General features: G+C 67.8%; 21 protein-coding genes, 1 tRNA gene and 1 pseudogene. 10 read left to right on the top strand and 13 right to left on the bottom strand.

What is annotated here, in order from left to right:
* The first annotated feature begins 12 nt into the window (after positions 1–12).
* The gene (locus tag ACODTB_RS17920; RefSeq protein WP_291115551.1) at positions 13–990 is read left to right on the top strand and encodes an NAD-dependent epimerase; all 978 of its coding nucleotides are present in this window, start codon (positions 13–15) and stop codon (positions 988–990) included.
* 7 nt (positions 991–997) lie between these two features.
* Here ACODTB_RS17920 and ACODTB_RS17915 read toward each other — a convergent pair whose 3' ends face one another.
* The 3 genes from ACODTB_RS17915 to ACODTB_RS17905 form a co-directional block, all read right to left on the bottom strand.
* Entirely contained in the window at positions 998–1474 is a 477-nt protein-coding gene (locus ACODTB_RS17915) for a low molecular weight protein-tyrosine-phosphatase (protein WP_291115547.1), read from the bottom strand.
* A 66-nt stretch (positions 1475–1540) separates the two neighbouring features.
* Positions 1541–1825, bottom strand: a complete 285-nt coding sequence (locus ACODTB_RS17910; protein WP_291115544.1) for an H-NS histone family protein — start codon at positions 1823–1825, stop codon at positions 1541–1543.
* 88 nt (positions 1826–1913) lie between these two features.
* Complete coding sequence (locus ACODTB_RS17905; RefSeq protein ID WP_291115541.1) at positions 1914–2903, bottom strand: RluA family pseudouridine synthase; 990 nt, start codon at positions 2901–2903, stop codon at positions 1914–1916.
* A gap of 591 nt (positions 2904–3494) precedes the next feature.
* Here ACODTB_RS17905 and ACODTB_RS17900 point away from each other — a divergent pair.
* A complete protein-coding gene (locus tag ACODTB_RS17900; RefSeq protein ID WP_488929603.1) occupies positions 3495–6593 on the top strand; it encodes an Rne/Rng family ribonuclease in 3099 nt (1032 codons plus the stop codon).
* A 120-nt stretch (positions 6594–6713) separates the two neighbouring features.
* Here ACODTB_RS17900 and ACODTB_RS17895 read toward each other — a convergent pair whose 3' ends face one another.
* From ACODTB_RS17895 to hemC, 4 genes are read right to left on the bottom strand one after another with little or no spacing between them, the layout of a single operon-like run.
* Complete coding sequence (locus tag ACODTB_RS17895) at positions 6714–7994, bottom strand: heme biosynthesis HemY N-terminal domain-containing protein (RefSeq protein WP_291121821.1); 1281 nt, start codon at positions 7992–7994, stop codon at positions 6714–6716.
* A gap of 23 nt (positions 7995–8017) precedes the next feature.
* On the bottom strand, positions 8018–9196 hold the full coding sequence (locus ACODTB_RS17890; RefSeq protein WP_488929602.1) for a uroporphyrinogen-III C-methyltransferase: 1179 nt from the start codon (positions 9194–9196) through the stop codon (positions 8018–8020).
* Positions 9193–10050, bottom strand: a complete 858-nt coding sequence (locus ACODTB_RS17885; RefSeq protein WP_488929619.1) for a uroporphyrinogen-III synthase — start codon at positions 10048–10050, stop codon at positions 9193–9195. Before ACODTB_RS17885 ends, ACODTB_RS17890 begins: the two co-directional genes overlap by 4 nt.
* Before the next feature lie 7 nt (positions 10051–10057).
* Positions 10058–11017 (bottom strand): hydroxymethylbilane synthase, encoded by a 960-nt coding sequence (gene hemC, locus ACODTB_RS17880; RefSeq protein ID WP_291121818.1) that lies wholly within the window; start codon positions 11015–11017, stop codon positions 10058–10060.
* 136 nt (positions 11018–11153) lie between these two features.
* Between hemC and ppc the strand changes: the two genes are divergently transcribed.
* From ppc to ACODTB_RS17865, 3 genes are read left to right on the top strand one after another with little or no spacing between them, the layout of a single operon-like run.
* Complete coding sequence (gene ppc, locus ACODTB_RS17875) at positions 11154–14006, top strand: phosphoenolpyruvate carboxylase (protein ID WP_291121817.1); 2853 nt, start codon at positions 11154–11156, stop codon at positions 14004–14006.
* Positions 14007–14052: 46 nt separating this feature from the next.
* Positions 14053–14910, top strand: coding sequence for a 3',5'-nucleoside bisphosphate phosphatase (locus ACODTB_RS17870; protein WP_291121816.1), 858 nt, complete (start codon positions 14053–14055; stop codon positions 14908–14910).
* The gene (locus tag ACODTB_RS17865) at positions 14910–15821 is read left to right on the top strand and encodes a DMT family transporter (protein ID WP_291121815.1); all 912 of its coding nucleotides are present in this window, start codon (positions 14910–14912) and stop codon (positions 15819–15821) included. The genes ACODTB_RS17870 and ACODTB_RS17865 overlap by 1 nt, the downstream gene beginning before the upstream one ends.
* A gap of 1 nt (position 15822) precedes the next feature.
* Here ACODTB_RS17865 and ku read toward each other — a convergent pair whose 3' ends face one another.
* Both ku and ligD read right to left on the bottom strand, forming a co-directional pair.
* Positions 15823–16683 (bottom strand): non-homologous end joining protein Ku, encoded by an 861-nt coding sequence (ku, locus tag ACODTB_RS17860; RefSeq protein ID WP_291121814.1) that lies wholly within the window; start codon positions 16681–16683, stop codon positions 15823–15825.
* On the bottom strand, positions 16680–19199 hold the full coding sequence (ligD, locus tag ACODTB_RS17855; RefSeq protein WP_291121813.1) for a DNA ligase D: 2520 nt from the start codon (positions 19197–19199) through the stop codon (positions 16680–16682). The genes ku and ligD overlap by 4 nt, the downstream gene beginning before the upstream one ends.
* Before the next feature lie 142 nt (positions 19200–19341).
* Between ligD and ACODTB_RS17850 the strand changes: the two genes are divergently transcribed.
* The 4 genes from ACODTB_RS17850 (at position 19342) to ACODTB_RS17835 (ending at position 22847) form a co-directional block, all read left to right on the top strand.
* Positions 19342–19977 carry an L-threonylcarbamoyladenylate synthase gene (locus ACODTB_RS17850; protein ID WP_291121812.1) on the top strand — a complete coding sequence of 212 codons (636 nt, stop codon included), beginning with the start codon at positions 19342–19344 and terminating at the stop codon, positions 19975–19977.
* Positions 19978–20039: 62 nt separating this feature from the next.
* Positions 20040–20708: a site-2 protease family protein gene (locus ACODTB_RS17845; RefSeq protein ID WP_291121811.1), complete on the top strand. Its 669-nt coding sequence runs from the start codon at positions 20040–20042 to the stop codon at positions 20706–20708.
* Between the two features lie 7 nt (positions 20709–20715).
* Positions 20716–22008 (top strand): tryptophan--tRNA ligase, encoded by a 1293-nt coding sequence (locus ACODTB_RS17840; RefSeq protein WP_291121810.1) that lies wholly within the window; start codon positions 20716–20718, stop codon positions 22006–22008.
* A gap of 245 nt (positions 22009–22253) precedes the next feature.
* Positions 22254–22847 carry a LuxR C-terminal-related transcriptional regulator gene (locus ACODTB_RS17835; protein ID WP_204732508.1) on the top strand — a complete coding sequence of 198 codons (594 nt, stop codon included), beginning with the start codon at positions 22254–22256 and terminating at the stop codon, positions 22845–22847.
* A gap of 43 nt (positions 22848–22890) precedes the next feature.
* On the opposite strand, the gene ACODTB_RS17830 is transcribed toward ACODTB_RS17835, so the two are convergent.
* Entirely contained in the window at positions 22891–24324 is a 1434-nt protein-coding gene (locus ACODTB_RS17830) for a sensor histidine kinase (protein ID WP_488929601.1), read from the bottom strand.
* Positions 24325–24429: 105 nt separating this feature from the next.
* On the opposite strand from ACODTB_RS17830, the gene ACODTB_RS17825 reads away from it, so the two are divergent.
* Positions 24430–24520 (top strand) — tRNA-Ser (locus ACODTB_RS17825).
* Positions 24521–24702: 182 nt separating this feature from the next.
* On the opposite strand, the gene ACODTB_RS17820 is transcribed toward ACODTB_RS17825, so the two are convergent.
* The 3 genes and pseudogenes from ACODTB_RS17820 to ACODTB_RS17810 all read right to left on the bottom strand — a co-directional run bounded on the left by ACODTB_RS17820 (position 24703) and on the right by ACODTB_RS17810 (position 25978).
* Positions 24703–25185 (bottom strand): IS3 family transposase, encoded by a 483-nt coding sequence (locus ACODTB_RS17820; RefSeq protein WP_488929618.1) that lies wholly within the window; start codon positions 25183–25185, stop codon positions 24703–24705.
* Between the two features lie 12 nt (positions 25186–25197).
* Positions 25198–25371: pseudogene (locus tag ACODTB_RS17815) on the bottom strand (transposase); the annotation flags it as partial.
* 322 nt (positions 25372–25693) lie between these two features.
* Entirely contained in the window at positions 25694–25978 is a 285-nt protein-coding gene (locus ACODTB_RS17810; protein WP_382160740.1) for a CopK family periplasmic copper-binding protein, read from the bottom strand.
* Positions 25979–26095 lie beyond the last annotated feature (117 nt).

Below are 26095 nucleotides of genomic sequence, written 5' to 3'. Positions count from 1 at the left end.
TAACATACCGCCATGCACATCCTCCTGACTGGCGCGGCCGGCTTCATCGGCATGCACACCGCCCAGCGCCTGCTGGCGCGCGGCGACACGGTGCTCGGCATCGACAACCTCAACGACTACTACGCCGTCGCGCTCAAGCGCGCCCGGCTGGAGTCGTTGCAGAAGCACCCGGGCTTCGCCTTCGAACAGGTCGATGTGGCCGACCGCGAGGCCATGGCCAGGCTGTTCGCGAGCCACCGCTTCGACGCCGTGGTGCACCTGGCGGCCCAGGCCGGCGTGCGCTACTCGATCACGCACCCCAACGCCTACCTCGACAGCAACCTCACCGGCTTCGGCCACATCCTGGAAGGCTGCCGCACGCAGAAGCCGGGCCACCTGGTCTACGCGTCCAGCTCCAGCGTGTATGGTGGCAACACCAAGATGCCGTTCGAGGAAACCGACGCCGTCGACCACCCGGTGAGCCTGTACGCGGCCACCAAGAAGGCCAACGAGCTGATGGCCCACACCTACAGCCACCTCTATGGGCTGCCCACCACCGGCCTGCGCTTCTTCACGGTGTACGGGCCCTGGGGCCGACCCGACATGGCCTACTTCAGCTTCACCCGCGCGGTGCTCGAAGGCCGGCCGATCCAGGTCTTCAACCACGGGAAGATGAAGCGCGACTTCACCTACATCGACGACATCGTCGAAGGCGTGCTGCGCGTGCTCGACAAACCGGCCACCCCCGAAAACGTGGGTGGACCGCCCTACCGCATCTTCAACATCGGCAACCACGACCCGGTGCCGCTGATGGACTTCATCGGCTGCATCGAACAGGCGCTGGGGCGCGAGGCGATCAAGGAATTCCTGCCCATGCAGGATGGCGACGTGCCGGCGACCTACGCCAGCACCGAGGCCTTGCACCGCTGGGTGGGCTTCGCGCCCTCCACGCCCCTGAAGGACGGCATCGAACGCTTCGTGCGCTGGTACCGCGGGTACCACCAGGCCTGAAGCCGCCTCAGTCCAGCGTGCTCAGCACCCGTGCGAGCACGCCCTCGCTGCCCTGCTCGCACAGGCCCAGCACCACCTCGAAGCCCTGGGCATTGCCGTAGTAGGGGTCGGGCACTTCGCGCCGGCCTTCCACACCCGCGTACTCCAGGAACAGGTGCAGCTTGTGCTGGTGCTCGGGCGGGCACTTGAAGCGCAGGTTCTCCAGGTTGTCCGCGTCCATGGCGAGGATCAGGTCGAAGTTCCTGTAGTCCTCATCGCGCACGCGGCGGGCCCGCTCGCGCTCGATCTGCGGGTAACCGCGCGCCATCGCCAGGGTGATCGCCCGGCGGTCGGGCTTCTCTCCCTGGTGGCCGGCGTAGGTGCCGGCGGAATCCACCTCCACCCGCTGCGCCAGCTGGCGGCGAGCGATGGCGGCGTGCAGCACGCTGGCCGCCATGGGCGAGCGGCAGATGTTGCCCATGCAGACGACGAGTATTCGAAACATGCTTTCGAGGGTACCAAAGACAAAGCCCGCCAGAGGCGGGCCGTGTGCAAGTGGCAGGGGAATGGATCAGATCAGATAGCTGTCCAGACTCTTGCCCGATGCCAGCACGGCGCGAACCCATTCGGGTTTGCGGCCCGGGCCACCTGCCCAGAGTTCACCGTTCGGGCCTTTGTACTTGGCCGGTGCGGCGGATTTGGATTTGCCGGTCTTCTTGGTCGCCGAGGTGCTGCCAAGATCGGCGGTGGTGATGCCGAATTGCTTCATCTTCGCCTTGATGTCGGCGATGACCGCGGAGAGCTCGTCCTTGCGCGCCTGTTCGGCCTGTGCCATCAGGTTCTGGGCTTGCGCCATGAGTTCGGAATAACTTGCCATTGAAATCGTCCTTTTTAGGTAATGTTTGATCCATCCGGAACCGGATGTCTGCCAACGACGCAGACCATCATTCTATTCCGGGAGATCGCCATTTATATAGCTCCGGCGGCAATTCGGCCTGCAGTTCCAACGCGGATTTGGTGACAGGATGTGTCAACCTCAAACGCCAGGCGTGCAGGAACATCCGTTTCAAACCAATTCGTGCCAATTGCCGATTGAGTTCGAAATCGCCGTATTTGTCGTCGCCCGCAATCGGATGGCCGGCGCTGGACAAATGCACGCGAATCTGATGCGTGCGACCGGTCTTGATGGTGACCTCCAGCAGGCTGAAGCCTTCGGGCACGACCGCCTCCAGCCCCGGTGGCGCGGGCACGCGCTGCGCCACCTTCACCAGCGTGACCGAGCGCATGCCGTCCGGATCGTCGGCTGTCGTCACCCTCACACGGCGTTCGCCATCAGGTAATAGGTATTTGTGCAAAGGCTGGTCCAGCACCTTCAGGCGGGCAGGCCAGGCGCCTTTGACCATCGCCAGATAGGTTTTTCCAGTTTCGCGTTCGCGAAATTGATCCTGCAATGCCTTGAGCGCGCTCTTTTTCTTGGCGATCAGCAACAGACCGCTGGTTTCCCGGTCCAGGCGATGCACCAATTCGAGCAATCGGGCCTGCGGCCGAGCCTGGCGCATTTGTTCGATCACGCCGAAACTCACACCGCTGCCACCATGCACCGCCACGCCGGCGGGCTTGTCGATCGCCAGAAAGGCCTCGTCCTCGAACACGACTGGAAATTCGCGTGCCGGCGCCGGATGGGCCGCCTTCTCTTCGGCGCGTTCGGACAGCCGGATCGGTGGAATGCGCAACACATCGCCAGGGGCGACGCGGTCGTCGGCCGACACCCGGCCCTTGTTCCGGCGCACCTCGCCGGAGCGGATGATGCGGTAGATGTGCGATTTGGGCACCCCTTTGAGGATGCGGATGAGGAAGTTGTCCAACCGCTGCCCCGCCGACTCTTCGTCAACCGTGATGTGTCGGATTTCCCCCGAATTCGGGTTGCTGAGCATGGGTGTGAATAAGGCCACCACGAATGGCGGGGAGCTGACTATAATGCGTCACACCCGTCGTGTGCCGTAAGTGATTGATTTACCTTGAGTTTAAGGCAGTCACCCAAGGCAAGGGACCGCAGCTTGCAAGGCAAGGCGTCCGCCGCGGGTGGGTTGCCACCCGCAGCACCCGGGTCTGGCGCCGTTGCCCGATGCATTCCCATGCGAATCCTGGCACGGCGGCGGGCCGGTCGAAGCCGCGGGCGAATCCGCTGAAGAACACGAACCCGAATACGGAATACCCCCAATCACCCAGCCCGCAACACGTGGCTGGGTGAGGACGAAGTGAAACCAGAGAGACACCGGCCAGATCCATGTCAACGACAGCCATCGAGCCTTCTTCCCTGTTCACCCACCTCCACGCGCCTACGCCCTGACCTGGCGGTTCGACGCGGCACCCTGGTGCCCGCCTGTGTTGAACGCCTTCCCCGAACCGCGGGTCAACGGCTCTCCGGCAATTCCTCCCCTCGTTCGCGCTTCCGCTGGTTCACGGCAGGTTGGCGCATGGGCCGGTGGCCCCTGCGTCCTTGTGTTTGAACGAAGGAACGCATCATGAAACGCATGCTGATCAACGCCACGCAGGCCGAAGAGCGCCGCCTGGCGATCGTGGACGGGCAGAAATTGCTCGACTACGAAATCGAAATCGAAGGGCGCGAACAGCGCAAGGGCAACATCTACAAAGCGGTGGTCACCCGCGTGGAGCCGTCGCTCGAAGCCTGCTTCGTCGACTACGGCGAAGAACGCCACGGCTTCCTGCCTTTCAAGGAAATCTCGCGCCAGTATTTCGCCGCCGGTGTGCCGGTCAACCAGGCCCGCATCAACGACGTGATCCGCGAAGGCCAGGAACTGCTGGTCCAGGTGGAAAAGGAAGAACGCGGCAACAAGGGCGCCGCCCTCACCACCTTCGTGAGCCTGGCCGGCCGCTACGTGGTGCTGATGCCCAACAACCCGCGCGGCGGTGGCGTGAGCCGCCGCATCGAAGGCGAAGACCGCCAGGAACTCAAGCAGGCGCTGGACCAGCTCGAGTACCCCAACGGCATGAGCATCATCGCGCGCACCGCCGGCATCGGCCGCGACGCCGCCGAACTGCAGTGGGACCTGAACTACCTGCTCAAGCTCTGGAACGCCATCGACGGCGCGACCAAGGGTGGCAAGGGCGCCTTCCTGATCTACCAGGAATCGAGCCTGGTGATCCGCGCGATCCGCGACTACTTCAACAGCGACATCGGTGAGATCCTGATCGACACCGACGACATCTTCGAACAGGCTCACCAGTTCATGAGCCACGTGATGCCCGAGCACGGGCACCGCGTGAAGCGCTACCGCGACGACGCGCCGCTGTTCTCGCGCTTCCAGATCGAGCACCAGATCGAAACCGCGTACAGCCGCACGGTGAACCTGCCGTCTGGCGGCGCCATCGTGATCGACCAGACCGAAGCGCTGGTGGCGGTGGACGTGAACTCGGCCCGCGCCATCAAGGGCGGCGACATCGAGGAAACCGCGACCCGCACCAACCTGGAAGCCGCCGACGAAGTGGCCCGCCAGGCGCGCCTGCGCGACCTGGGTGGTCTGGTGGTGATCGACTTCATCGACATGGAAGAGTCGAAGAACCGCCGCGAAGTGGAAAACCGCCTGCGCGACGCGCTGCGCCAGGACCGCGCGCGCGTGCAGTTCGGCGCCATCAGCAAGTTCGGCCTGCTCGAAATGAGCCGCCAGCGCCTCAAGCCCGCGCTCAACGAAGGCGCTTCCATCCCCTGCCCGCGCTGCGGTGGCTCCGGCCACATCCGCGACACCGAGAGCTCGGCGCTGCAGATCCTGCGCATCATCCAGGAAGAATCGCTCAAGGACAGCACCGCCGCGGTGCTGGTGCAGGTGCCGGTCGAAGTGGCCAGTTTCCTGCTGAACGAAAAGCGCACCGAGATCACCAAGATCGAACTCAAGCAGCGCATCAGCGTGCTGCTGGTGCCCAACAAGTCGCTCGACACGCCCAACTACAAGCTCGAGCGCCTCAAGCACGACGACCCGCGCCTGGACAACCTGGACGCGAGCTACAAGCTGGCCGATGAAGTGGACGACGTCGCCAGCTTCACGCGCCGCAGCCAGGAACGCACCAACAAGCAGGAACCGGTGATCAAGGGCGTGCTGCCCGACGGTCCCGCGCCCGTGGCCGCACCGCGCCCCGAAACGCCGGCTCCCGCCGCCGCACCGGTGGCTGCGCCCGTGGCCGCCAAGGCCGTGCCGGCCGCACCGGCACCGGCCGAGAAGGGTTTCTTCGGCTGGCTCAAGAGCCTGTTCGGCGCCGAACCGGCACCGGCCAAGCCGGCGGCAACGCCTGCCGTGGCCGCACCGGCCGCCAAGGGCGGTGCCCGCGAGGAACGTGCCGACGGCGGTCGCCGCGAAGGTGGCCGTGACGGCCGCAGCCGCGGTGGTCGTGGTGGCGCCGAGGGCCGTGGTTCGCGCGAAGGCCGCGAAGGCGGTGGCCGCAACGGTGGCCGCGGTGGCGAAGGCCGGGCGGTCGAGGCGCGCGCCGAGGGCGGCCGCGTGGAAGGTCGCAACGAACAGGCGCGTGGCGAAGGCCGTCGCGGTGAAGGCCGCAACGAGAACCGTGGTGAAGGCCGCAACGAGAACCGCAACGAAGGGCGCGGTGGTGAAGGCCGAGGTGAAGGCCGCCAAGGCAATCGCCGCGAAGGTGGCCGCCGGGAAGCCCCTGTGGCGGCCGAAGCCGACAACGTCAACAACGCCTTGCCGCTGGACAGCGCGCCGAGCGACACGCCCGAAGCGGCCGAAGGCCAGCAACGCCGTGAGCGCGACCGCGATCGCCGCCCCCGCGGTGACAACCGCCGCCGCCAGCCGGGCGCCGAAGGTGCCGAGGCAACGCCCCGTCCCGACGCCGTGGAAGGTGAACAGCCGGCCACCGTCGCCGAAGGCGTGAGCGACGCTCAAGCCCCACGCGAGGGCGACGCCGAGAACGGCGCGCCGCGCGGCAACCGCGAACGCCGCAGCCGCGACCGTTATGGCCGCGACCGCCGCGAGCGCGGCCCCCGCGAAGGCGCGGTCGAAGCTGAAGAGGCTCCGACCGCCGCCGAGACCTTGGCACCTGCCGAGCGCAGCGAAGCGGTGAACGACTCGCCCGATGCCTCGGCCTACGAAGCCCCCGTGCGCAGCTACTTCAGCATGGCCACGCCGCCTGCCGTGAACGCGGAAACCACCGAAGCGCCGGCGGCCGAACCCGTCGCTGTGGCGCCTGCCGAAGTGGTGCCGGCCCCGGTGGCCGCACCTGCGGCCGAAGTGGCGGCACCCGCGCCCGCCGTGGTGCCGGAAGCGCCTCGCGCGCCGCGCGCAGCAGCCCCCGTGGCCGCTGCCGCACCGCGCGCGGTCGAAGCGCCCGGCACCCGAGGCCTGCCCAAGGTGCAACCGTTCACGCTGTCCGTCGAATCCCTCGACCAGGTGGCGCAGGCCAGCGGCCTGGAATGGGTGAACTCCAACGCGGAGAAGGTGGCCCAGGTGCAGGCCGCCATCGCGGCCGAACCCAAGCCCATCCATGTGCCGCGCGAACCCAAGCCGCCCGTGGTGCTGGACGAAGGCCCGCTGGTGCTGGTGGAAACGCGCAAGGACCTGCGCGACATGAAGCTGCCGTTCGAGAACCCCTGAGTCCTCGCCACCGCCGCCCGCCTCCGGGCGTGGCGGCAGGCCCCAAAGAAAAAGCCGATCGGGTTCCGATCGGCTTTTTCTTTGGGGATGCCTTGGCGCATCCCCTGGGTTCGGTTCGACTCAGTCCAGCAGCGCGGCCCGCTTCCACGCAGCTTGCGCGGCCGTTTCATCGCCCCGCTCTTCGGCCAGCTGCGCCAGGCCACGCCAGGTGCGGCGCAGCAGGGCGGGGTCGTCCAGGCTGTGGCTGGACTGGTTCAGCATCTGCGCGGCCTTGCCCCAGAGCTGGCGACGCATGCAGGCCTGACCCGCGAGGTACTGCAGGAAGCCGTTCTGCGGCCATTGGCGCTGCAACTGCTCCAGCCGGGCCAGCCCGGCGGCGTCGAGCTCGCCCAGGCCGGGTTCCAGCGCCAGCACAAGTTGGCGCTGCTGCGCCACGTCCAGCGCCCCGAACTCGGGCCAAAGGGGTTCGAGCCAGGCGCGCACGCGGGCGTGGACCAGCTCGCGGTCCTGCTCGCTGGTGGCCGGGCCGGTCAACTGGTTGGCGCGGCGCGCGGCAGCCAGGGCCACCTCGGGCATGGCGCGCTCGGTGGCGTCCAGGCCGTTCCAGAACGCGTCCAGCTGCGCCATGTCGTGTGCTTCGCGCAGGGCGTCCAGCGCCAGGCCGCGCACGATGCTGCGGGAGGCCTCGGGCGAAAACGCGCGGTGCTTGGCCAGCACGCGCGCGGTCTCCAGCGCCTCGCCGGTTTCACCGCCCAGGCGGGCGATGCGCAGCTTCAGGCGCAGCGCCTGGATGCGCCGGCCCGCGCCTTGCGGCAGCTCGGCCAGGCGCGCACGCGCGGCGTCGGCATCATGGTCTTCCACCGCCCAGCGCACCGCGCGCAGCAGCGCACCTTCGTGGGCTTCCGGCGCGCTTTTGGCCAGCTTGGGGCTGAGGGCGGCCTGCAGGTTCTCGTCGCGGCGCTCGCGGTTCTGCAACGACTGCGCGCTCTCGGCCAGCAGCAGGTGGGCGAGCAGCTGAAGCTGGTCGCGGCGGGGCCATTGGCCGGCCGGCACGCCCTTGAGCTGGTCCACCGCCTGCTGGGCCGCCGACTGCGCGCGCACGAAGCGGCCTGCCAGCTGGTGCGACAGCGCGTCCATCACCGAACCGACCACGGCACGCTCGATCTGCTGGCTGCGCCAGCGCTGGGCCTGCGCGGGCAGGTCGCGCAACATCGAGAACGCGCGCAGCGCGGCATACAGCAGCACAAAGCCGCCGATCAGGCAGAAGACGACGAAGTTGAAGGAGACATCGAAACGGTAGGGCGGCCAGAACAGGGTGAGCGTGGCCTCGTTGTGCCCCACCAGCAGCGCGAGCGCCACGGCCAGCGCCGCGAGGCCGAGCAGCCAGAACACGCTGCGCATGGCACCACCAAAACGGGCGGCCATCAGCGCCCCCCTGCCGCGGCGGTCAAGGCCGTCAGGGTTTCTTCGGGCCGCGGCAGGTCGCTGTCCACCAGGTCCTTGCGCAGGCGCGCCAGCGTGGCCTGGGCGGTGGTCACACGGGGCGAGTTGGTGTCGAAATAACGCGCGAGCGCGGCTTCCACGGCCATCAGATCGGCCTGGCTGGCCTGCATGTGACGGGCCAGCAGGCCCAGGCGCGCATTGAGCAGCTTGAGCTTGAGGTTCTCGCGCATGAACAGCGCCTGGTCGGGCGCAAGCAGCACGGCTTCGGGCCGGTCGATGCGGCTCACGCGCACCAACTCGCGGCCATTGCGGGTGACATCGGTCCAGATGCGCGTCCACAGGCTGCTCCACCAACCCGATACGCGGCTCCAGCCGGTGGTGTCCGGTTCGGCCGCCACATCGGGCGCGGCAGCGGTCTCGGGCGCGGCGTCCTTCACCACCACGGGTTCGGGGGCGGCCTTTCGCCCGGCCTTGCCCTTGCTCAACGGTGCGGCCACCGGCTGGCCCACCTGGTTGAGCAGCGGCCAGTCGTCCACCTGCCGCGCGAGCTCATCGAGCTGCAGCGTCAACGCGGGGATGTCGGCCAGGGACGCGCCCTGGATGCGCTGGATGTCGCGACCGATGGCGCGTTGCACCGGGTTCAGGCGCGGCTGCGCGGCGCGCGCGATGCGCTGGTCGGCGGCCTGCAAGGCCGAGATGAGCGGTTGGGCGGTGCCGGTGAGCTGGGCCTGTTGCTGTGCCAGGCGCAGCGCGGATTCCAGGTCCTGCACCAGGTTGTCGTCGCGCGAGCGGGAGAGCGAGAGCATGAGCTCTTCGAGCTGGCTGCGCTGCAGGGTCACTTCCGACAGCCGCACCTCGGCCACGGCCAGGCGGGCCTGCAGTTCCTGCGTGAGGGCTTCGGCCTGGGCCGCCAGCGTGCGCGCCTCCACGGCCTGCGCGATGGTGTCCTGGCTTCGGCGGGCCAGCTCCTGCTGGGTGAAGCCGAGCTTCTGCCAGAGCAGGCCCGTCATCACCAGCGCCAGCGCGGCGATCAGCAGGGCCAGCCACTGAAAGACCTGGCCCGAACGCCGCGCAGCGGCCACGGACACCGGGGGAGGCGCAACGGCGGCGGGCGCCGGCGCGGCAACGGGGGGAGTGGGGTCGGGTGTGTCGGCGCTCATGGTCGGGTCCAGCCCGATTCTAGAGCGCGCACCACATCGGCCAATGCAGGACGGGTCTGACAGATCTGGCCGAACCCTGCCTGAGCGGCCGCAGCGGCGATGCGCGGGTGCGTGACCAGCGCGCTCGCCGGCGCCCACACTGGGGCTGGCTGCAGTTGTTGCAGTGGCAGCAGGGCTTCGGAGCTGCTGAACAGCCACACGCCGTGTGCCGTGGCTGCCGCCTCGATCACGGCGCGGTCGGTGGCGGAGAGCACGGGCGCGCGTCGCGCATAAGCCACACACCCCTGCACCTGCGCACCGGCGGCGGTGCATTGGCGGATCAGCCAGTCGCGGCCAGTGCCGGCCACCCCGGCCTCCGAGGTGCCCTGGGCCGAGGTGCCGCGCACGATGAGCACCTGCCGCCCCGGGCCGACCTGGGACGAGACCACTGGCCACAAATGCTCGGAGTCGAACTGCGCGGCGTCGGGAGGCGGTGCATCGATGTGGGCCGCACCCAGGCCCAGCGGCTTGAGGGCCTGCTCGAGCAGGCGCGCCGTGCCCGGTCCCGGGGCCCAGAAGCGGGTGTGCGGCGGCTGGCTGGCGGGTGCGACCCCGCCCTCGAAGAAATGGCTCACCGCCGCGCCGCTCACGAACAGGATGGCATCGGCCTGCGTCCAGTGCGCGCGCCAGTGGCGCAGCGTGGCCTGGTCGGCCTCGGCGGCGGGTGGCGCAATTTCAATCAGGGGCAGGGCCTGGGCCGGCCAGCCTTCGGCGCGCAGGGCATCCACCCAGGCGTGGGCCTCGGGCGCCGGCCGCGTGACGATGAGCCGTTCCAGCCGGCGCCGGGTGCCAGGCGGGTGGGCGGCGGTGTCCACCAAGGCCTCAGGTCTCCGCGGCCGGTGGGGCGGCACCGGCCGCACGCAGCGCCTGGGCCACCTGCTGACCCAGCGCCTCGGCCTCGTTCAGTGTGGTCACGGCCGCTTGGTTGCCGACACGCACCAGGGGCGCCCGGCCCTCGGGATCGCCCCAGGCCGCGTCGAGCCGCAGTGTGCCTTCGCGGCCCCAGTCGGCGTAGGCGGCCAGCGGCATGGAACAGCTGCCACCCATGGCGCGCGAGACCGTGCGTTCGGCGGCCACGCGCAGCCAGGTGGGCTGGTGCACCAGCGGCGCCAGCGCGGCGATCAGGTCGGCGCGATCGGCCCGCACCTCGATGCCCAAGGCGCCCTGCCCGGCGGCCGGCAAGGAATCGATCGGGTCGAAAATGTGGCGGATGCGCGCCGCCAGCCCCAGGCGCTTGAGGCCGGCAGCGGCCAGCACGATGGCGTGGTACCGGCCTTCGTCCAGCTTGCGCAGGCGCGTGTCGAGGTTGCCGCGCAAGGGTTCGATGCGCACATCGTCCCGACCCAGCTGGTCCAGCGCCGCGCGCAGCAGCACCAGGCGGCGCAGGCTGGAGGTGCCCACCACGCCGTTGGCCGGCAGATCGGCCAGCCCGGCGCAGTGCGGCGAGACCCAGGCATCGCGCGGGTCTTCGCGCTCCATCACGCAGGCCAGCGCGAAGCCGGGCGGCAGTTCCATGGGCACATCCTTCAGCGAGTGCACGGCGATGTCGGCGCGGCCGTCTTCCAGCGCGAGTTCGAGTTCCTTCACGAACAAGCCCTTGCCGCCCACCTTGGACAGGCTGCGGTCCAGGATCTGGTCGCCCAGGGTGGTCATGCCCAGCAGCGTGACGCGGTGGCCCAGGCCTTCGAGCAAGGCCTTGACGTGTTCGGCCTGCCACAGGGCGAGGCGGCTTTCACGGGTGGCGATGGTGATGGCCAGAGCGGCGGAAGAGGATGGGGACATGGGTCGGGAAGAAGGGTCCGGGAAGGCCGGACGTCGCGGGCGATTTTGGTACCCGGCTGGTAACGGAAGCGGTGATTTTGGATGCTAGCATGCCCTGTTCCGTCGAGCGCCCGTCCACCCCAACCCACCACCCACCATGACGCGAAAGCCCGCCCGCCCCGCCCACCCAACCACCACCAACCAGGGCGCCGGACGGGCCGACAAGGACCAGCCGCTCATCGACGACATCCGGCTGCTCGGCCGCATCCTGGGCGACGTGATCCGCGAGCAGGAGGGCCAGGCCGCGTTCGATCTGATCGAGCAGATCCGCCAGCTTTCGGTGGCATTCCGCCGACATGCGGACCAGTCGGCCGACAAGGCGCTGAAGAAGCTGCTCAAGGGCCTGACCGGCGACCAGGCCGTGAGCGTGATCCGCGCCTTCACCTATTTCAGCCACCTGGCCAACCTGGCTGAAGACCGCCACCACATCCGCCGCCGCGCGGTGCACGAGCGCGCCGGCAACCTGCAGGAAGGCAGCCTCGCGCGCACGCTGCAGCGCCTGCACAAGGCCGGCATCGCGCCCGCCGAGGTGGTGCAGACGCTGGCCAGCGCCCACATCTCGCCCGTGCTCACCGCCCACCCCACCGAAGTGCAGCGCAAGAGCATCCTGGACGCCGAACGCGCCATCGCCCGCCTGCTCGGCGAGCGCGACGAACCGCAGCGCCTGCCGCGCGAACGCGCCGACATCGAGGCGCAGATCCGCGCCCGCGTCACACAGCTCTGGCAGACGCGGCTGCTGCGCTTCACCAAGCTCACCGTGGCCGACGAGATCGAAAACTCGCTGAGCTATTACGAAGCGACCTTCCTCACGCAGATCCCCCGTCTCTACCGCGAACTGGAAGAAGGCCTGGGCGACAGCGGCAACGCCGCACCGCCCATCGCGCCCTTCCTGCGCATGGGCCAGTGGATCGGCGGCGACCGCGACGGCAACCCCAACGTGACCGCGCAGACCCTGGAACTCGCGCTGCACAGCCAGGCCGACATGGTGCTGCGCCACCACCTCACGCAGCTGCACCACCTGGGCGCGGAGCTGTCGGTCTCGGCCATGCTCAACAGCGTGAGCCCGGCCATGCAGGCCCTGGCCGAGCGCTCGCCCGACACCAACGCCCACCGCCAGGACGAGCCCTACCGCCGCGCGCTCACCGGCATGTACGCGCGCCTGGCCGCCACGCTCGGACGGCTCACCGGCGGCGAGGCGGCCCGCCATGCCATCGCACCGCAAGACCCTTACGCCAGCGCCGCCGAGCTGCTGGACGACCTGCGCACCATCGAGGCCTCGCTCAAGGCCCACCACGGCGAAGCCCTGGCGCGCGCGCGCCTGTTGCCGCTGATTCGCGCGGTGCAGGTGTTCGGCTTTCACCTCGCCACCGTGGACCTGCGGCAAAGCTCGGACAAGCACGAAGAAGTGGTGGCCGAGTTGCTCGCGGCCGCGCGCATCGAGCCCCATTACTCGAAGCTCGACGAAGCAGGCAAACGCGCCGTCTTGCTGCGCCAGCTGAACGACGCGCGCCCGTTGCGCGTGCCCGGCGTCGCCTACTCGGCCCACACCCTGGGCGAGCTGGCGATCTTCGACACCGCACGCAGCGGGCGCGAGCGCTTCGGCGCACAGGCCATCCGCCACGCCATCATCAGCCACACCGAAACAGTAAGCGACCTGCTGGAAGTGCTGCTGTTGCAGAAGGAAGCCGGCCTGATGCGCGGCACGCTGGCCGACGACGCGGTGTGCGACCTGATCGTGGTGCCGCTGTTCGAGACCATCGAAGACCTGCGCAATGCCGCGCCCATCATGGGCGAATACCTCGCCCTGCCCGGCGTGCGCGCCATGGTGCAACGCGGCGCGGGCGACGGCTACAGCGAGCAGGACATCATGCTCGGCTACTCCGACAGCAACAAGGATGGCGGCATCTTCACCAGCAACTGGGAGCTGTACCGCGCCGAGATCGCCCTGGTCGAGCTGTTCGACACCCTCAACAAGGGCAGCGAAAAACCGATCCAGCTTCGCATGTTCCACGGCCGCGGCGGCACGGTGGGTCGGGGCGGCGGCCCGAGCTACCAGGCCATCCTGGCGCAGCCCCCGGGCACGGTGCGCGGGCAGATCCGCCTGACCGAACAGGGCGAGGTGATCGGCTCCAAGTACGCCAACCCCGAGATCGGCCGGCGCAACCTCGAAACCCTGGTGGCCGCCACGCTGGAAGCCACGCTGCTCAAGCCCACGCGCAACGCGCCCGCCGCTTTCCTCGCCGCAGCGGACGAACTCTCGCGCCAGAGCATGGCGGCCTACCGCGCGCTGGTCTACGACACCCCGCGCTTCGCCGAGTACTTCTTCGCCGCCACCCCAATCCGCGAGATTGCCGAGCTCAACATCGGCTCGCGCCCGGCCTCGCGCAAGGCCACGCAGAAGATCGAGGACCTGCGCGCGATCCCCTGGGGCTTCAGCTGGGGCCAGTGCCGCCTCACCCTGCCGGGCTGGTACGGCTTCGGCTCGGCCGTGCACGCCTTCCTGCACCAGGACGGCCCCAAGGGCGTGGCCGCGCAGAAGGCGCTGCTGCAGAAGATGGTCAAGCAGTGGCCCTTCTTCAGCACCCTGCTCTCCAACATGGACATGGTGCTGGCCAAGAGCGACCTCGCCCTGGCCTCGCGCTACGCCGAGCTGATGCCCGACAAGCGCCTGCGCAACCAGGTGTTCAAGGCCATCGAGGCCGAATGGCAGCGCACGGCCGACGCGCTGGCGCTCATCACCGGCGAGAAGCAGCGGCTGGTGAACAACGCCGCGCTGCAGCGCTCCATGCGCCACCGCTTCCCCTACATCGACCCGCTGCACCACCTGCAAGTGGAGCTGGTGCGCCGCTACCGGGCGGGTGAGAACCAGGCCGACCGCGACGAACGCGTGCGCCGGGGCATCCACATCTCGATCAACGGCATCGCCGCCGGCCTGCGGAACACGGGCTGAACCCCTGGGCGCACACGGCCATGGCACCCCCACCTAAAATGAACGGGTGAACCCTTTGCTCAACGCCGACCTGCACTGCCACTCCGTGATCTCGGACGGCACCCTCACGCCCGAGGTGCTCGCCCAGCGCGCCAAGGCCAACGGCGTCGAGCTGTGGGCGCTGACCGACCACGACGAACTGAGCGGCCAGGACCGCGCCATCGCCGCGGCGCGCGAGGCCGGCCTGCCCTACCTCACGGGCACGGAGATCTCGGTCACTTTCGCCGGCATCACCGTGCACATCGTCGGCCTGGGCATGGACCACCATCACCCCGCCCTGCTGGCCGGCCTGCGCGCCACGCGCGGCGGGCGCGAACAGCGCGCGCGCGAAATGAGCGACGACCTGGCCCGCGTGGGCATCAAGGGCGTGTACGAAGGCGCCTTGAAGTACGTGGGCAACCCGGAACTGATCTCGCGCTCGCATTTCGCGCGCTATCTGGTGGAGATCGGCGTGTGCAAGGAGACCAACGAGGTGTTCCGAAAGTACATCACCGAAGGCAAGCCCGGCTACGTGCCGCACCGCTGGGCGGCGCTGGGTGACGCGGTGGGCTGGATCACGCAGTCCGGTGGGGTCGCGGTGATCGCTCACCCGGGGCGCTACAAGCTCACGCCCAACGAAGAGTTCGCGCTGTTCACCGAATTCAAGTCCCATGGCGGCCAGGGCGTGGAAGTGATGACCGGCGCGCACGGGCAGGCCGACTACGTGAAGTACGCCGGGTTCTGCCAGGAGTTCGGCCTGGCCGCGTCGCGCGGCAGCGACTTCCACAGCCCCGAGGAAAGCCACACCGACCTGGGCCAGTTGCCCGACCTGCCGGGCAGTGTCACGCCCGTGTGGGCCTTGCTGCAGTCGCGCATCCTGCAGTGATGGCGCAGCCCCCGCGCCACACGCCCGCGCAGGCCGCACTGGGCATCGGTTTCCTGATCCTGGCCACGGCCTGCTTCGCGGTGCTCGACACCTCGGTGAAGTACGTCGGCGCCTTCGTGCCGGTGCTGATGGCCGTGTGGTTCCGCTACGTGTTCCATGCGGTGCTCGTCACTGCCGTCATGCTGCCGGTGCGCGGCCGCGGCCTGGTGCGCACCGAGCACCCGCGCTTCCAGCTGCTGCGCGGCGCGCTGCTGCTGACGGTGAGTGCCCTGTCCTTCGTCGCTCTGCAGTACATGCCGGTGGGCGAATTCACCGCCATCGTGATGATCACGCCGCTGGTGGTCACGCTGCTGGCGGCCCTGTTCCTGCGCGAGCGCGTGCCGCCGTTGCGCTGGCTGCTGGTGGTGGGCGGCTTTGCCGGCGCGCTGCTGGTGGTGCAGCCCGGTGGCGACGTGATCGGCTGGGCCAGCCTGCTGCCGCTGGTGATGGTGTTCACCTACGCCTGGTTCCAGATCCTCACCAGCAAGATGGCGCGCACCGAAGACCCGATGACCATGCACTTCTACACTGGCTGGGTCGGTGCGCTGGTCTCCAGCCTGATGCTGCCGGTGGTCTGGCAGACGATTCCTGACATGGCCACCTTCGCCATCCTGTGCCTGATCGGGCTCATGGGCACGGTCGGCCACTTCCTGCTGATCCTGGCGTTCCAGCGCACGCCGGCCTCCACGCTCACGCCCTACCTCTACGGCCAGATCGGCTTCGCCATGTTCTGCGGCTGGCTGGTGTTCGGCCACGTGCCAGGCCGGTGGGAGTTGATCGGCATCGCGCTGATCGTGCTGTGCGGCGCGACCGCGAGCTGGCTCACCGCGCGCGACCGGCGCCTGCCAGCCGACGCCCACCCACCCGAGTGATTCACGCCCGCCGACGCGCCGGGGCGGTTTTCTTCGCCGCGGCGGCTTTCGGGGTGCCGCCCTTGCGACCGGCCAGGCTGCGCGCGAGCAGCTCGGTGAGATCGACCACGTTCGACGGTGCCGCCGCTTCGGTCGCGTCCTCCAGCGGCGTCACGGTCTTGGTGTCGCCGGCCTTCACCTTCTGCCGCACCAGGGCCTGCACCGCGCTGACGAACCGGTTCTCATAGGCCTCCGGGTCCCAGGGACCGGTCATGTCGCTGATGAGCTGCGTGGCCATCTTGAGCTCGGCCGCCTTCACGCCCGCGGCCGACTTGCCGGCCGCCGGGAGTTTCAGGTCCTCCACCGGCCGGATCTCGCTGGCCCAACGGATGGTGTTGAGCACCAGCGCAGGCCCCATGGGAATCAGCGCGGCCAGGTGTTCCTTGGTGTGCATCACCACGCGCGCGATGCCGATCACGCCAGCCTGCGCCATGGCCTCGCGCAACAGGGCATAGACCTTCTCACCCTTGCCGATGGGCTCCAGGTAGTACGGCTTCTCCAGCAGCAGGAACGGGATCTCGGCCGCCTGCACGAAGGACTCGATCTCGATGGTCTGCGTGGACACCGGGTACGCGGCCTTGATCTGCTCGTCGCTCACGATCACGTACTCGCCATCGTCCTGCTGGACACCCTTGACAATGTCGTCGCCCTTGATCGGCTTGCCCGTGCGCTTGTTGATGCGCTGGTAGCCCACCGGGTCCATGGAGCGCCGGTCCAGCCAATCGAAGTCGATGCCGCTGTCCTGCGAGGCCGGGTACAGCGCCACCGGCACATGCACCAGACCGAAGCTGATCGCGCCTTTCCAGATCACGCGCGGGCTCATGGCTGGTACCCCAGCAGCTTCATGGCCGGCGTGAGCGAGCGCGCGGACCGCGCATAGCCGTTCCAGGGCCGGTTGCCGATGGGCAGGCGCTCGGCGATGTTGCGCACGTGCCAGTGGTCGCTGCCGCGCAAGGCCGGCAGCTCGCTCCAGTCCAGCGGCACCGACACACCCATGCCCGCACGCGCGCGCGCCGACCAGGCACTGACGGTGGTCGCCCCGCGCCCGTTGCGCAGGTAGTCGACGAAGACCTTGCCGACCCGGTTCTTCGGCCCGCTCTTGGCCACGAAGCGCTGCGGGATGGTCTCGCTCATGTGCCGCACCACGGCCTGCGCGAACCCCTTCACGGTGTCCCACCCGTGCTGCTGGCGCACCGGCACGACCACGTGCAGGCCCTTGCCACCGCTGGTCTTGAGAAAGCTCACCAGGCCCAGGTGGTCCAGCAGCGAATGCGTGAGCTGCGCCGCCTCCTGCACCTGCGCCCAGGCCACGCCTTCCCCGGGGTCGAGGTCGAACACGATGCGGTTGGGCTTCTCGAACGTGCGCGCGAACGCGTTCTGGGTGTGGAACTCGACCACGTTCCATTGCGCCGCCGAGAGCAGCCCGCGCCGCGTGGCCACCGCCACCCAGGGGTCGTGGCCCGGGTCCAGCGCGGGATCGAGCTGCACCACGCCGGCCATCTTCATCGACGGCGGCACATGCTTCTGGAAGAACAGCTCGCCCTCGATGCCCGAAGGCGCGCGCATCAGGGCCACCGGCCGCTGCCGCAGGTGCTCAATCATCAACGGCCCCACGGCGGCGTAGAACGTGACCAGATCGAGCTTGGACACGCCGGTGCTCGCGTCGATCACGCGCTCGGGGTGGGTCACGCGCACCGATGAAGGCGCGGGCGGCTTCTGCGCCGGCACGGGCGGGTTGCCCGGTTTTCGCACCGGCGCGGGCGAGTCGTTCGGCTTGGGCACTTCCACCTCCCGTTCCACCGCGGTTGCGGCCTTGTCTTCGCGCAGTCCCACGAACACCGCATGGCGGATGTGGCCCGCGTGTGTCCAGTCCGAGAAGGCCACCTCGGCCACCAATGAAGGCGTGACCCAGTGCGGCTTGCCCGCCAGGGTCGCCTGGGCGAACGGGCTGGTCCGCCGCTCCAGGGCTTTGAGCTTGCGGTGCAGGCTGGACAGGGTGCCCGTGTCGAAGCCGGTGCCCACGTTGCCCACATGCCGCAGCGAGCCGTCCGCTTCGTGCAGACCCAGCAGCAGGGCGCCAAAGCCGGTGCGCGAGCCCTTGCCCTCGGTGAAACCGCCGATCACGAACTCCTGGCGCTGCCCGCACTTGAGCTTGAGCCAGTCGGTACCGCGCGTGGTTCGGTAAAGGGCATCCTTGCGCTTGGCGATCACGCCCTCCAGGCCGAGCCGGCAAGCCGACGTCAACACGCTGGCGGCGGACTCCTCGAACACCGCGCTGAAGCGCACCGCATCACCGCCGGGGTGGTCGCGCAGCAGGCGCTCCAGCACCGCGCGGCGCGCCACCAGCGGCGCGGCCCGCAGATCGTGGCCGCCCACGTAGGGCAGGTCGAACAGGTAGAACACCACAGCCGAGGTGCGCTCGTTCTCCAACGATTGCTGCAGCGCGCCGAAGTCGGGCAGGCCACTGTCGCCGAACACGACGATCTCGCCGTCGTACCAGCCCGGCGGCAGGTGTCTGTCCTTCAGCGCCTGTTGCAGCGGCCGCAGGCGGTGCGTCCAGTCGTGGCCGTTGCGGGTGAACAGCTTCACCTCGGTGCCGTCGATGCGCGCCAGCATGCGGTACCCATCGAACTTGATTTCGTAAAGCCAGTCCGCCTCGGCGGCGGGTGGGCTTTCCGAGCGCGTGGCGAGCTGCGGCGACAGGGTGGCCGGCAGCGCGGCTGGCACGGCTTCGGGCGGCCAGTCGGCGGCGTCCTTCGATGGCAGGCCTTGCGAGGCCACGCTGTCCGGCGCGGCGTCGACCACGCTGAACTCGTCCGCAGGCCGGGCAAAGGCGTCGCGCTCCTTGATCAGCAGCCAGGCGGGCTTTTTCTCGTCGCGCGTCTTCATGCGCACCAGGGCCCAGCGCCCGCGCAGCTTGTGGCCCAGCAACTCGAACTTCAGGTTGCCGCTGCGCAGCCCGGCGTGGGGGTCGCCCTCGGGCGCCCACACCCCCTTGTCCCAGATGATGACCTTGCCCGCCCCGTACTGCCTGGGCGGAATCGTGCCTTCGAAGGCGGCGTAGGCCAGGGGGTGGTCTTCCACCTCCACCGCCATGCGCTTGTCCATGGGGTCCAGGCTGGGGCCCTTGGGCACGGCCCAGCTCTTCATCACGCCATCCAGTTCGATGCGGAAGTCGTAGTGCAGCCGGCTCGCCCAATGTTTCTGGACCACGAAGCCCAGGGCCTTGGCGGCGCGGCCGACCTCGCCCTGTGGCTCCGGTGTGCGCGCGAAATCGCGCTTGGCCTTGTACCGCTGCAGCAGGTTGGAGGAGTTGGTGGTGGTGGTGGTGGCCGCCATGCAGTCCCAGGGCAATTGGCGCGCCCGCCGCCACGACAGAGGACGGCCAAGGGCGCAGGCCGCGCCGCACACCGCCTTTGCGGCAATTTCTACTGTCTCCCCTGGTGTGCGTCGATCGCGCCGAGCGGGTCACAATGTCGGCATGTCCCAGTACTTCGAAGTCCACCCCGAAAACCCGCAGCCGCGCCTGCTCAAGCAGGCGGTGCAATTGCTCGAACGCGGCGGCGTGCTCGCGGTGCCCACCGATTCGAGCTACGCCCTGGTCTGCCACCTCGACGACAAGGCCGCAGCCGACCGGCTGCGCCGCATCCGGCAGGTGGACGACAAGCACCACCTCACTCTGCTCTGCCGCGACCTGAGCGAGCTCGCGAGCTACGCCAAGGTGGACAACCGGCAGTACCGCCTGCTCAAGCTCGCCACGCCCGGCCCCTACACCTTCATCCTCGAAGCCAGCAAGGAGGTGCCGCGCCGCGTGAGCCACCCCTCGCGCAAGACCATCGGCCTGCGTGTGCCCGAGCACAAGACCCTGCAGGCCCTGCTGGACCTGCACAACGCCCCACTGCTGGCCACCACGCTGATCCTGCCCGACGAAACCGACCCGCTCAACGACGCGCAGGACATCCGCGACCGGCTCGAACACGATCTGGCCGGCGTGATCGACGCGGGCGCCTGCGCGCTGGCCCCCACCACGGTGGTCGATCTCACGCCCATGGGCACCGGCGGCGAACCCGAGGTGGTGCGCACCGGCCAGGGCGCCCTGGCCCGCCTCGGCCTCTGAGCCGTCCCACCGGGCGGCCCGCCCAGTCTGGGACAATACCGGTTTGCCCGCCGCGCCCCACCATGGATTTCGCCCAGATCGTTCAAACCGTCGCTCTCTACGCCATCCCGGTGCTGTTCGCCATCACCCTGCACGAGGCGGCGCACGGTTACGTGGCCCGGCACTATGGCGACAACACCGCGGAGATGATGGGGCGCATCACGCTCAACCCGCTGAGCCACATCGACCCGATCGGCACCATCGCCATGCCGCTGCTGCTGTACTTCGCCACCTCCGGCGCCTTCCTGTTTGGTTATGCCAAGCCCGTGCCGGTGAATTTCGGTCGCCTGCGCAACCCCAAGCGCGACATGATCTGGGTCGCTCTGGCCGGCCCGGGCGCCAACCTGATCCAGGCCATCGCCTGGATCGTGCTGTTCTATGTGCTGGTGGCCACCGGCGTGGAAGAGCCCTTCTTCCTCAAGATGTGCGAGGCCGGGCTGAAGGTCAACCTCGTCATGTACGCCTTCAACCTGTTCCCGCTGCCGCCGCTGGACGGCGGCCGCATCCTCGTCGGCCTGCTGCCCTGGAAACAGGCCGCCCTCGTCTCCCGCGTCGAACCCTGGGGCTTCTTCATCGTGATGGCCCTGGTCATCACCGGCGTGGTCGGCACCTTCTGGCTGCTCCCCCTGATGTCAATCACGCAGAGCGCCATCCAGGTGCTGCTTTCCCCCCTTCGCATGCTGCTGTTCTGATCCCGCCATGAAAACCCACCGCGTCCTCACCGGCATCACCACCTCCGGCACCCCCCACCTGGGCAACTACGTCGGCGCCATCCGCCCGACCGTGCGCGCCAGCCGCCTGGCCGAGGTGGAGAGCTTCTACTTCCTGGCCGACTACCACGCGCTCATCAAGGTGGGTGAGCCCGCTCGCGTGCAGCGCTCCACGCTGGAAATCGCCGCCACCTGGCTGGCCTGCGGGCTCGACCCGGAGAAGGTGACCTTCTACCGCCAGTCCGATATCCCCGAGATCCCCGAACTCACCTGGCTGCTCACCTGCGTGACCGGCAAGGGCATCCTCAACCGCGCCCATGCCTACAAGGCCTCGGTCGACAAGAACAACGCCGCCGGGGAGGACCCGGACGCGGGCGTGACCGCCGGCCTCTTCATGTACCCGGTGCTGATGGCTGCCGACATCCTGATGTTCAACGCGCACCAGGTGCCGGTGGGCCGCGACCAGATCCAGCACATCGAGATGGCGCGCGACATGGCGTCCAGCTTCAACCACCTCTATGGCGAGCACTTCACGCTGCCCGAAGCGGTGACCGAGGACCATGTGGCCCTGCTGCCCGGCCTGGACGGCCGCAAGATGAGCAAGAGCTACGACAACACGATTCCGCTGTTCGTGCCGCGCGAACAGCTGCGCAAGCTCATCATGGGCATCGTGACCGACTCGCGCGCGCCCGGCGAACCCAAGCCCACCGAAGGCTCAGCGCTGTTCCAGCTCTACCAGGCCTTCGCCTCGGCCGACGAAACCACCGCGCTGGCCCAGGCGTTCGCCGAGGGCATCGCCTGGGGTGACGCCAAGCAGACCCTGTTCGAACGCCTGGATCGCGAGATCGCGCCGCTGCGCGAGGTCTACGACCGGCTCATCCAGGACCCGGCGCGCATCGAAAAAACCCTCAAGGCCGGCGCCGACAAGGCCCGCGCCATCGCCACGCCCTTCACCGCCCGGCTGCGCGAGGCCGTCGGCCTGCGCCGGCTCGACAGCGCGGTGTCGGCCACCGCCACCAAAGCCGCCAAGGCGGCCGCGCCGGCGTTCAAGCAGTACCGCGAAAGCGATGGCCTGTTCTATTTCAAGCTGGTCGACGCCGGCGGGCAGCTGCTGCTGCAGAGCACGGGATTCGCTTCGGGCAAGGAAGCCGCCGGCGCCATTGCGCGCCTTCAGCAGCAAGGCAGCCAGGCCCTCGACGGGTTGCAGGCGCAACTGATCACCCAGGCCGACCCTGCGGCACTGGCCCAGGCCCTGGCCCATTTCGGCCCCGACAAGGCATAAGTGTCCGCCCTGTGTCACCCCTGCTCAAGCTTTGATACACAATCGGGGCTTGCAGTGCACCCCGAGAACGTGTTCTTCCGACCTCGATCCCCCAGCGGCGTTGAGCCCCTCGGCTCAAATACCCCCGGGTGTAGGGTTCCAAAAGTAAAAAGAACGACTGCATTGGCCCGTTATTGGCTATCGCCAAACACGTGCATTCTCGATATGCTGTCAACTCGACCTCCGTTATTACCGGCCCGCCAGACATGAGTATTTTTGTTATCGACGACCACCCGCTGATGCGCGAAGCCGTCGTCATGCTGTTGCGACGCCTGCGTGCTTCCACGCAGGTCGTTGAACTTGAACGTCTGGCGGCCGTGAGCAAGGCCATCGCCGAGCATGGCGAGCCCGAGCTGGTCTGCCTGGACCTGAAGCTGCCCGACACCAACGGCGTCTCGGGCGTGCGCGAGGTGCGACAGATGCTGCCAGACACCTCGCTGATCGTGCTCTCGGCCTCGCCCTCCTCCGACTACGAAGACCTGGCCCGGGAAGCCGGTGCCGATGCCTATGTGGAAAAGTCCGCTGGTGCCGCGCAGATCGCCAAGGTGCTGCGCGAGTTCCTGGCCGACGAGGTGGAAGACGAAAACGCGCCCACCATCCCCGACAAGCTCTCCAAGCGCCAGAAGCAGCTGCTGGTCATGCTCGACCGGGGCCTGAGCAACCGCGACATCGCCGAACAGCTGCAGATCAGCGAACACACTGTCAAGGTGCACCTGTGGCGGCTGTTCCGCCGACTCAACGTGAAGAGCCGTTCGCAGGCGAGCCACCTGGCCCGCACCGCCGGCCTGCTCGACCTCTGATCACCCTGCTGGCCCGCCCCCAACCGGGCGGCCAGGCACCCCCTCAAAAACCGGAGTTGGCGCCCGAGGCCGTCGGATGCGCCTCCAGCGGCTCGCGCTGGGTGAAGTCGGGCAGCATCACGCGGAACACGCTGCCCCGGTTGGCCACCGAGTTCAGGGCCAGCTGGTAGCCCATCAGGGACGTCAGCTTCGAGACGATTGTCAGACCCAGGCCCAGGCTGTCCTCGGTGCCCTGGTGCTGCGACACCCGGAAAAACTCCTGGAAGATCGCCTGCTGGTGCTCGCGGGCAATACCCACCCCCGTGTCCCACACCTCGAACACCAGCATGTCCTCGCGGTGGCGCAGCCCGAGCAGCACGCCACCGTGCTGCGTGTGGCGCAAGGCGTTGGACACCAGGTTGCCCAGGATGCGGCGCAGCACCACCGGGTCGGACCAGATCGTGCAGGGCCGGGTGTGCGTGCGCAGGCGCAGCGACTTGCCCACCGCCACCGGCTCGAACTGCAGAGACAGGTCGGCAAACAGTTTTTTCACGTCCACGTGCTGCAGGCGCACCTTGTAGTTGCCGGCGTCAATGCGGGTCAGGTCGAACAGGGAGTCGAACAGCTCATTGATCGCCCGCGTGGACTGCAGGATGCGCGGCGCAATGTCGCGCGCCATCTCCGGTTCGGTGGCCAGCCAGTCGGCGTACAGGCTGAGCGCGTGCACCGGCTGGCGCAGATCGTGCGCGGCCGAGGCAAGGAAACGGTTCTTGGTCGCCACCGCCCGCAGCGAGGCGCGGGTCTGCAGCGTCAGCGAATCGATCAGTTCCTGGTTGGAGAACTGCAGCTCGAAACTGGAGCGGTGCACCTCGTGCAGGCGCCGGCCCGCCATGATCAGCAAGCCCCAGAAGACGAACAGCAGCGCCATCAGCACCAGGCCGATCTGCACCACTTCGGGCTTGTGCAGCATCCACAAGGTGTTCCAGGCCAACCCGACGAACACCGAGAAGATCAGGGCGTTGGCGTACTGGCGGAACACCGGCAGGTAGGCGCTGAAGGCCGTCAGGGTGAGCAGGCCGTGACCCAGCACGACCAGCCCACACACGAACTGGGTTGCCTGGGAGGACTGCTGGTAGCTCAGCAATACCGGGCCACCCCAGAGCAGCGCCATGGCCGTCCAGGACCACTGGTAGCGCTCCACGAAATTCATGCGCTGCGGGCCTTCCAGGCTGTCGTGGCGCAGCCGGTAGATGCCGATCAGGCGGTAGCGCATCACAAGCATGGCGAGCGTCAAGCTTGCCCACACCACCAGCGCGATGGTGTTCGCCTGCCCGGCCATGAGGTAGACCAGCACCGGCAGGGAGAGCACCCCCGCCAGCAGCGAGGGCCCCATGTTGTCCATCAGGACCCCGATGAGTTGGGAATTGACCCAGTGGTCGCGCACTTCGGGCGAAGCGGGCACATGCTGGTAGGTGGCGGGTTGGGTATCGACGAGCATGAAGGACCAGCGGACAAGCGATGGCGCATTGTCTCACCCGGCCTGCCCGGACCACCTGAGGCAAACCCCGCTCCGCAGCCTGCTAGAATCCAAGGCTTCGAACACGGAGAGGTGGCAGAGTGGTCGAATGCGCGGGACTCGAAATCCCGTGTACGTTTTCAACGTACCGTGGGTTCGAATCCCACCCTCTCCGCCAGCAAGTCTGGAGCCTCAGTTTCACTGAGGCTTTTTTTCTGGTGCAAAGCCCCGTTTTATGCGGGTTTCGCAACAGTCGCTTTCTCTCTGGGCAGATTCTCAGGCGGCTCCTCCTCCGGTTCTGGCCGTTTGCTCTCTCAGTTTCTCTCGACGGCCCATGTTCCGGGGTACTGACGTGCCCCCTTAGACCGGGCAGTTAACAACTAGAGTCTGACCGCTTCCTGGGGTTGAACTGACCTGCTGTTGACGAACTCGCTCGAGGTCAGGTTGCCGAGTGAGCCGTGTGGACGGTGGTGGTTGTAGTCGTCCATCTTGTGTCTGGTCGTGCACAAAGTCCATGCTCCAGTGCTGGTTTGGCCCGGTTGCAGGCTGCGGTTTGCCGCGCGGCAACGCGATGCGCTTGCGGCGCTTGACCTTCATACGCAACTGCAGGCCTTCCAGGCGATACAACCGGTACACGCGCTTTTCTCCCACCTCCCAGCCCTCGCGTTTGAGCATCACCAGGACACGCCGATAGCCAAACCGGGGCCTACTCATCGCGAGGTCTCGAATGCGCTGACGCAGGAGGCTCTGATCGCGCGCCGCGCTCTTGGCGTACCAGCTCGAACGCTGCAGCAGCGCCAGTCGGCACGAGCGGTGCACGCTGACCTTGCAACGTTCCTGCATCCACAGGCTACGCTGTCTGAGCTTGCGCAGCTCGCTCACGCCCAGCTCCCCGTACTTCTTTTTCCAGGTGCAGAACGTGGCCTCTGAGATGCCGATCTGGCGGCACACGTCTACCACTGGCGTACCGCCGTCGGACATTCGCAGCGCATATGCGATCTGCTCTTCGCTGAATCGGGACTTCTTCATCGCTTCTCCTTGCCCCTCTCGAGGCCTTGGAAAGCGACAGTACCTCTAGTTTTGACCTGTGCAGATTTTTCGGAGGCACGTCAGTAGGAACACATGAACTACCTCCTGGTAGTCCAAGTTTTCGTCCGCCCCCCCCCCAACACCACCGCGGCACTGGTGATCGGCGATGCACTTTGGTTACGCAACGCGGCGATCCAGGAAAAGCACCCAAAGAGCAGATACTCCACAGAAAAGACCCTCTCACGAGCAATGACGAGAAGGTCTTGGAGTCCTGGTTCGAATGCAGCGAAGCCTTGGGTGCTCTAGCTAAGTTGGCCCTGCCTCAATTGCTGTGGCCCTTGTTCAGCAATACATGCAGGCGCGCAACTTCATTGCCCATCGTGGTGATGCTTTTCCCATCGGCCGTCTGGACAACTTCACCCTTGCTGAGGTGAACCACGCCACCGAACTTGCCTTCCTTCGCCATCAGGCCGTCCTTGAAAACGTAGAGCTTCTCGCCGCCCTGCAGCGAAATGACTTGCTTGGCCTCGGACTGGGCGGCGTCCATTGCGAAAACGGGCGCCATGGCGGCGATGGAGAGGATGAGGATGCTGAGCTTGCGATTCATGGAGATCTCCTTTGAGAACAAAAATCACATCGTTCGACTGAATCAATGTGGTACAGCGTACGAGCTCAATGTATCGAGGGACCCATGACCTGCAGCTTTCGAATCCATTACATCTTG

Source organism: Hydrogenophaga sp. FG152, from assembly GCF_057809615.1.
The sequence above is the reverse complement of the archived record's forward strand: the minus strand, read 5'-3'. Positions and strand labels throughout refer to the sequence as shown.

Bases quoted from the DNA above. Each gene is read 5' to 3' on its own strand.
- ACODTB_RS17905 (WP_291115541.1), bottom strand. From the start codon at position 2,903: ATGCTCAGCAACCCGAATTCGGGGGAAATCCGACACATCACGGTTGAC.
- ppc (WP_291121817.1), top strand. From the start codon at position 11,154: ATGACGCGAAAGCCCGCCCGCCCCGCCCACCCAACCACCACCAACCAG.
- ACODTB_RS17900 (WP_488929603.1), top strand. From the start codon at position 3,495: ATGAAACGCATGCTGATCAACGCCACGCAGGCCGAAGAGCGCCGCCTG.
- ACODTB_RS17820 (WP_488929618.1), bottom strand. From the start codon at position 25,185: ATGCAGGAACGTTGCAAGGTCAGCGTGCACCGCTCGTGCCGACTGGCG.
- ku (WP_291121814.1), bottom strand. From the start codon at position 16,683: ATGAGCCCGCGCGTGATCTGGAAAGGCGCGATCAGCTTCGGTCTGGTG.
- ACODTB_RS17895 (WP_291121821.1), bottom strand. From the start codon at position 7,994: ATGCGCAGCGTGTTCTGGCTGCTCGGCCTCGCGGCGCTGGCCGTGGCG.
- ACODTB_RS17845 (WP_291121811.1), top strand. From the start codon at position 20,040: ATGGATTTCGCCCAGATCGTTCAAACCGTCGCTCTCTACGCCATCCCG.
- ACODTB_RS17840 (WP_291121810.1), top strand. From the start codon at position 20,716: ATGAAAACCCACCGCGTCCTCACCGGCATCACCACCTCCGGCACCCCC.
- ACODTB_RS17920 (WP_291115551.1), top strand. From the start codon at position 13: ATGCACATCCTCCTGACTGGCGCGGCCGGCTTCATCGGCATGCACACC.
- ACODTB_RS17890 (WP_488929602.1), bottom strand. From the start codon at position 9,196: ATGAGCGCCGACACACCCGACCCCACTCCCCCCGTTGCCGCGCCGGCG.
- ACODTB_RS17850 (WP_291121812.1), top strand. From the start codon at position 19,342: ATGTCCCAGTACTTCGAAGTCCACCCCGAAAACCCGCAGCCGCGCCTG.
- ACODTB_RS17835 (WP_204732508.1), top strand. From the start codon at position 22,254: ATGAGTATTTTTGTTATCGACGACCACCCGCTGATGCGCGAAGCCGTC.
- ACODTB_RS17810 (WP_382160740.1), bottom strand. From the start codon at position 25,978: ATGAATCGCAAGCTCAGCATCCTCATCCTCTCCATCGCCGCCATGGCG.
- ACODTB_RS17830 (WP_488929601.1), bottom strand. From the start codon at position 24,324: ATGCTCGTCGATACCCAACCCGCCACCTACCAGCATGTGCCCGCTTCG.
- ACODTB_RS17865 (WP_291121815.1), top strand. From the start codon at position 14,910: ATGGCGCAGCCCCCGCGCCACACGCCCGCGCAGGCCGCACTGGGCATC.
- hemC (WP_291121818.1), bottom strand. From the start codon at position 11,017: ATGTCCCCATCCTCTTCCGCCGCTCTGGCCATCACCATCGCCACCCGT.
- ACODTB_RS17910 (WP_291115544.1), bottom strand. From the start codon at position 1,825: ATGGCGCAAGCCCAGAACCTGATGGCACAGGCCGAACAGGCGCGCAAG.
- ACODTB_RS17915 (WP_291115547.1), bottom strand. From the start codon at position 1,474: ATGTTTCGAATACTCGTCGTCTGCATGGGCAACATCTGCCGCTCGCCC.
- ligD (WP_291121813.1), bottom strand. From the start codon at position 19,199: ATGGCGGCCACCACCACCACCACCAACTCCTCCAACCTGCTGCAGCGG.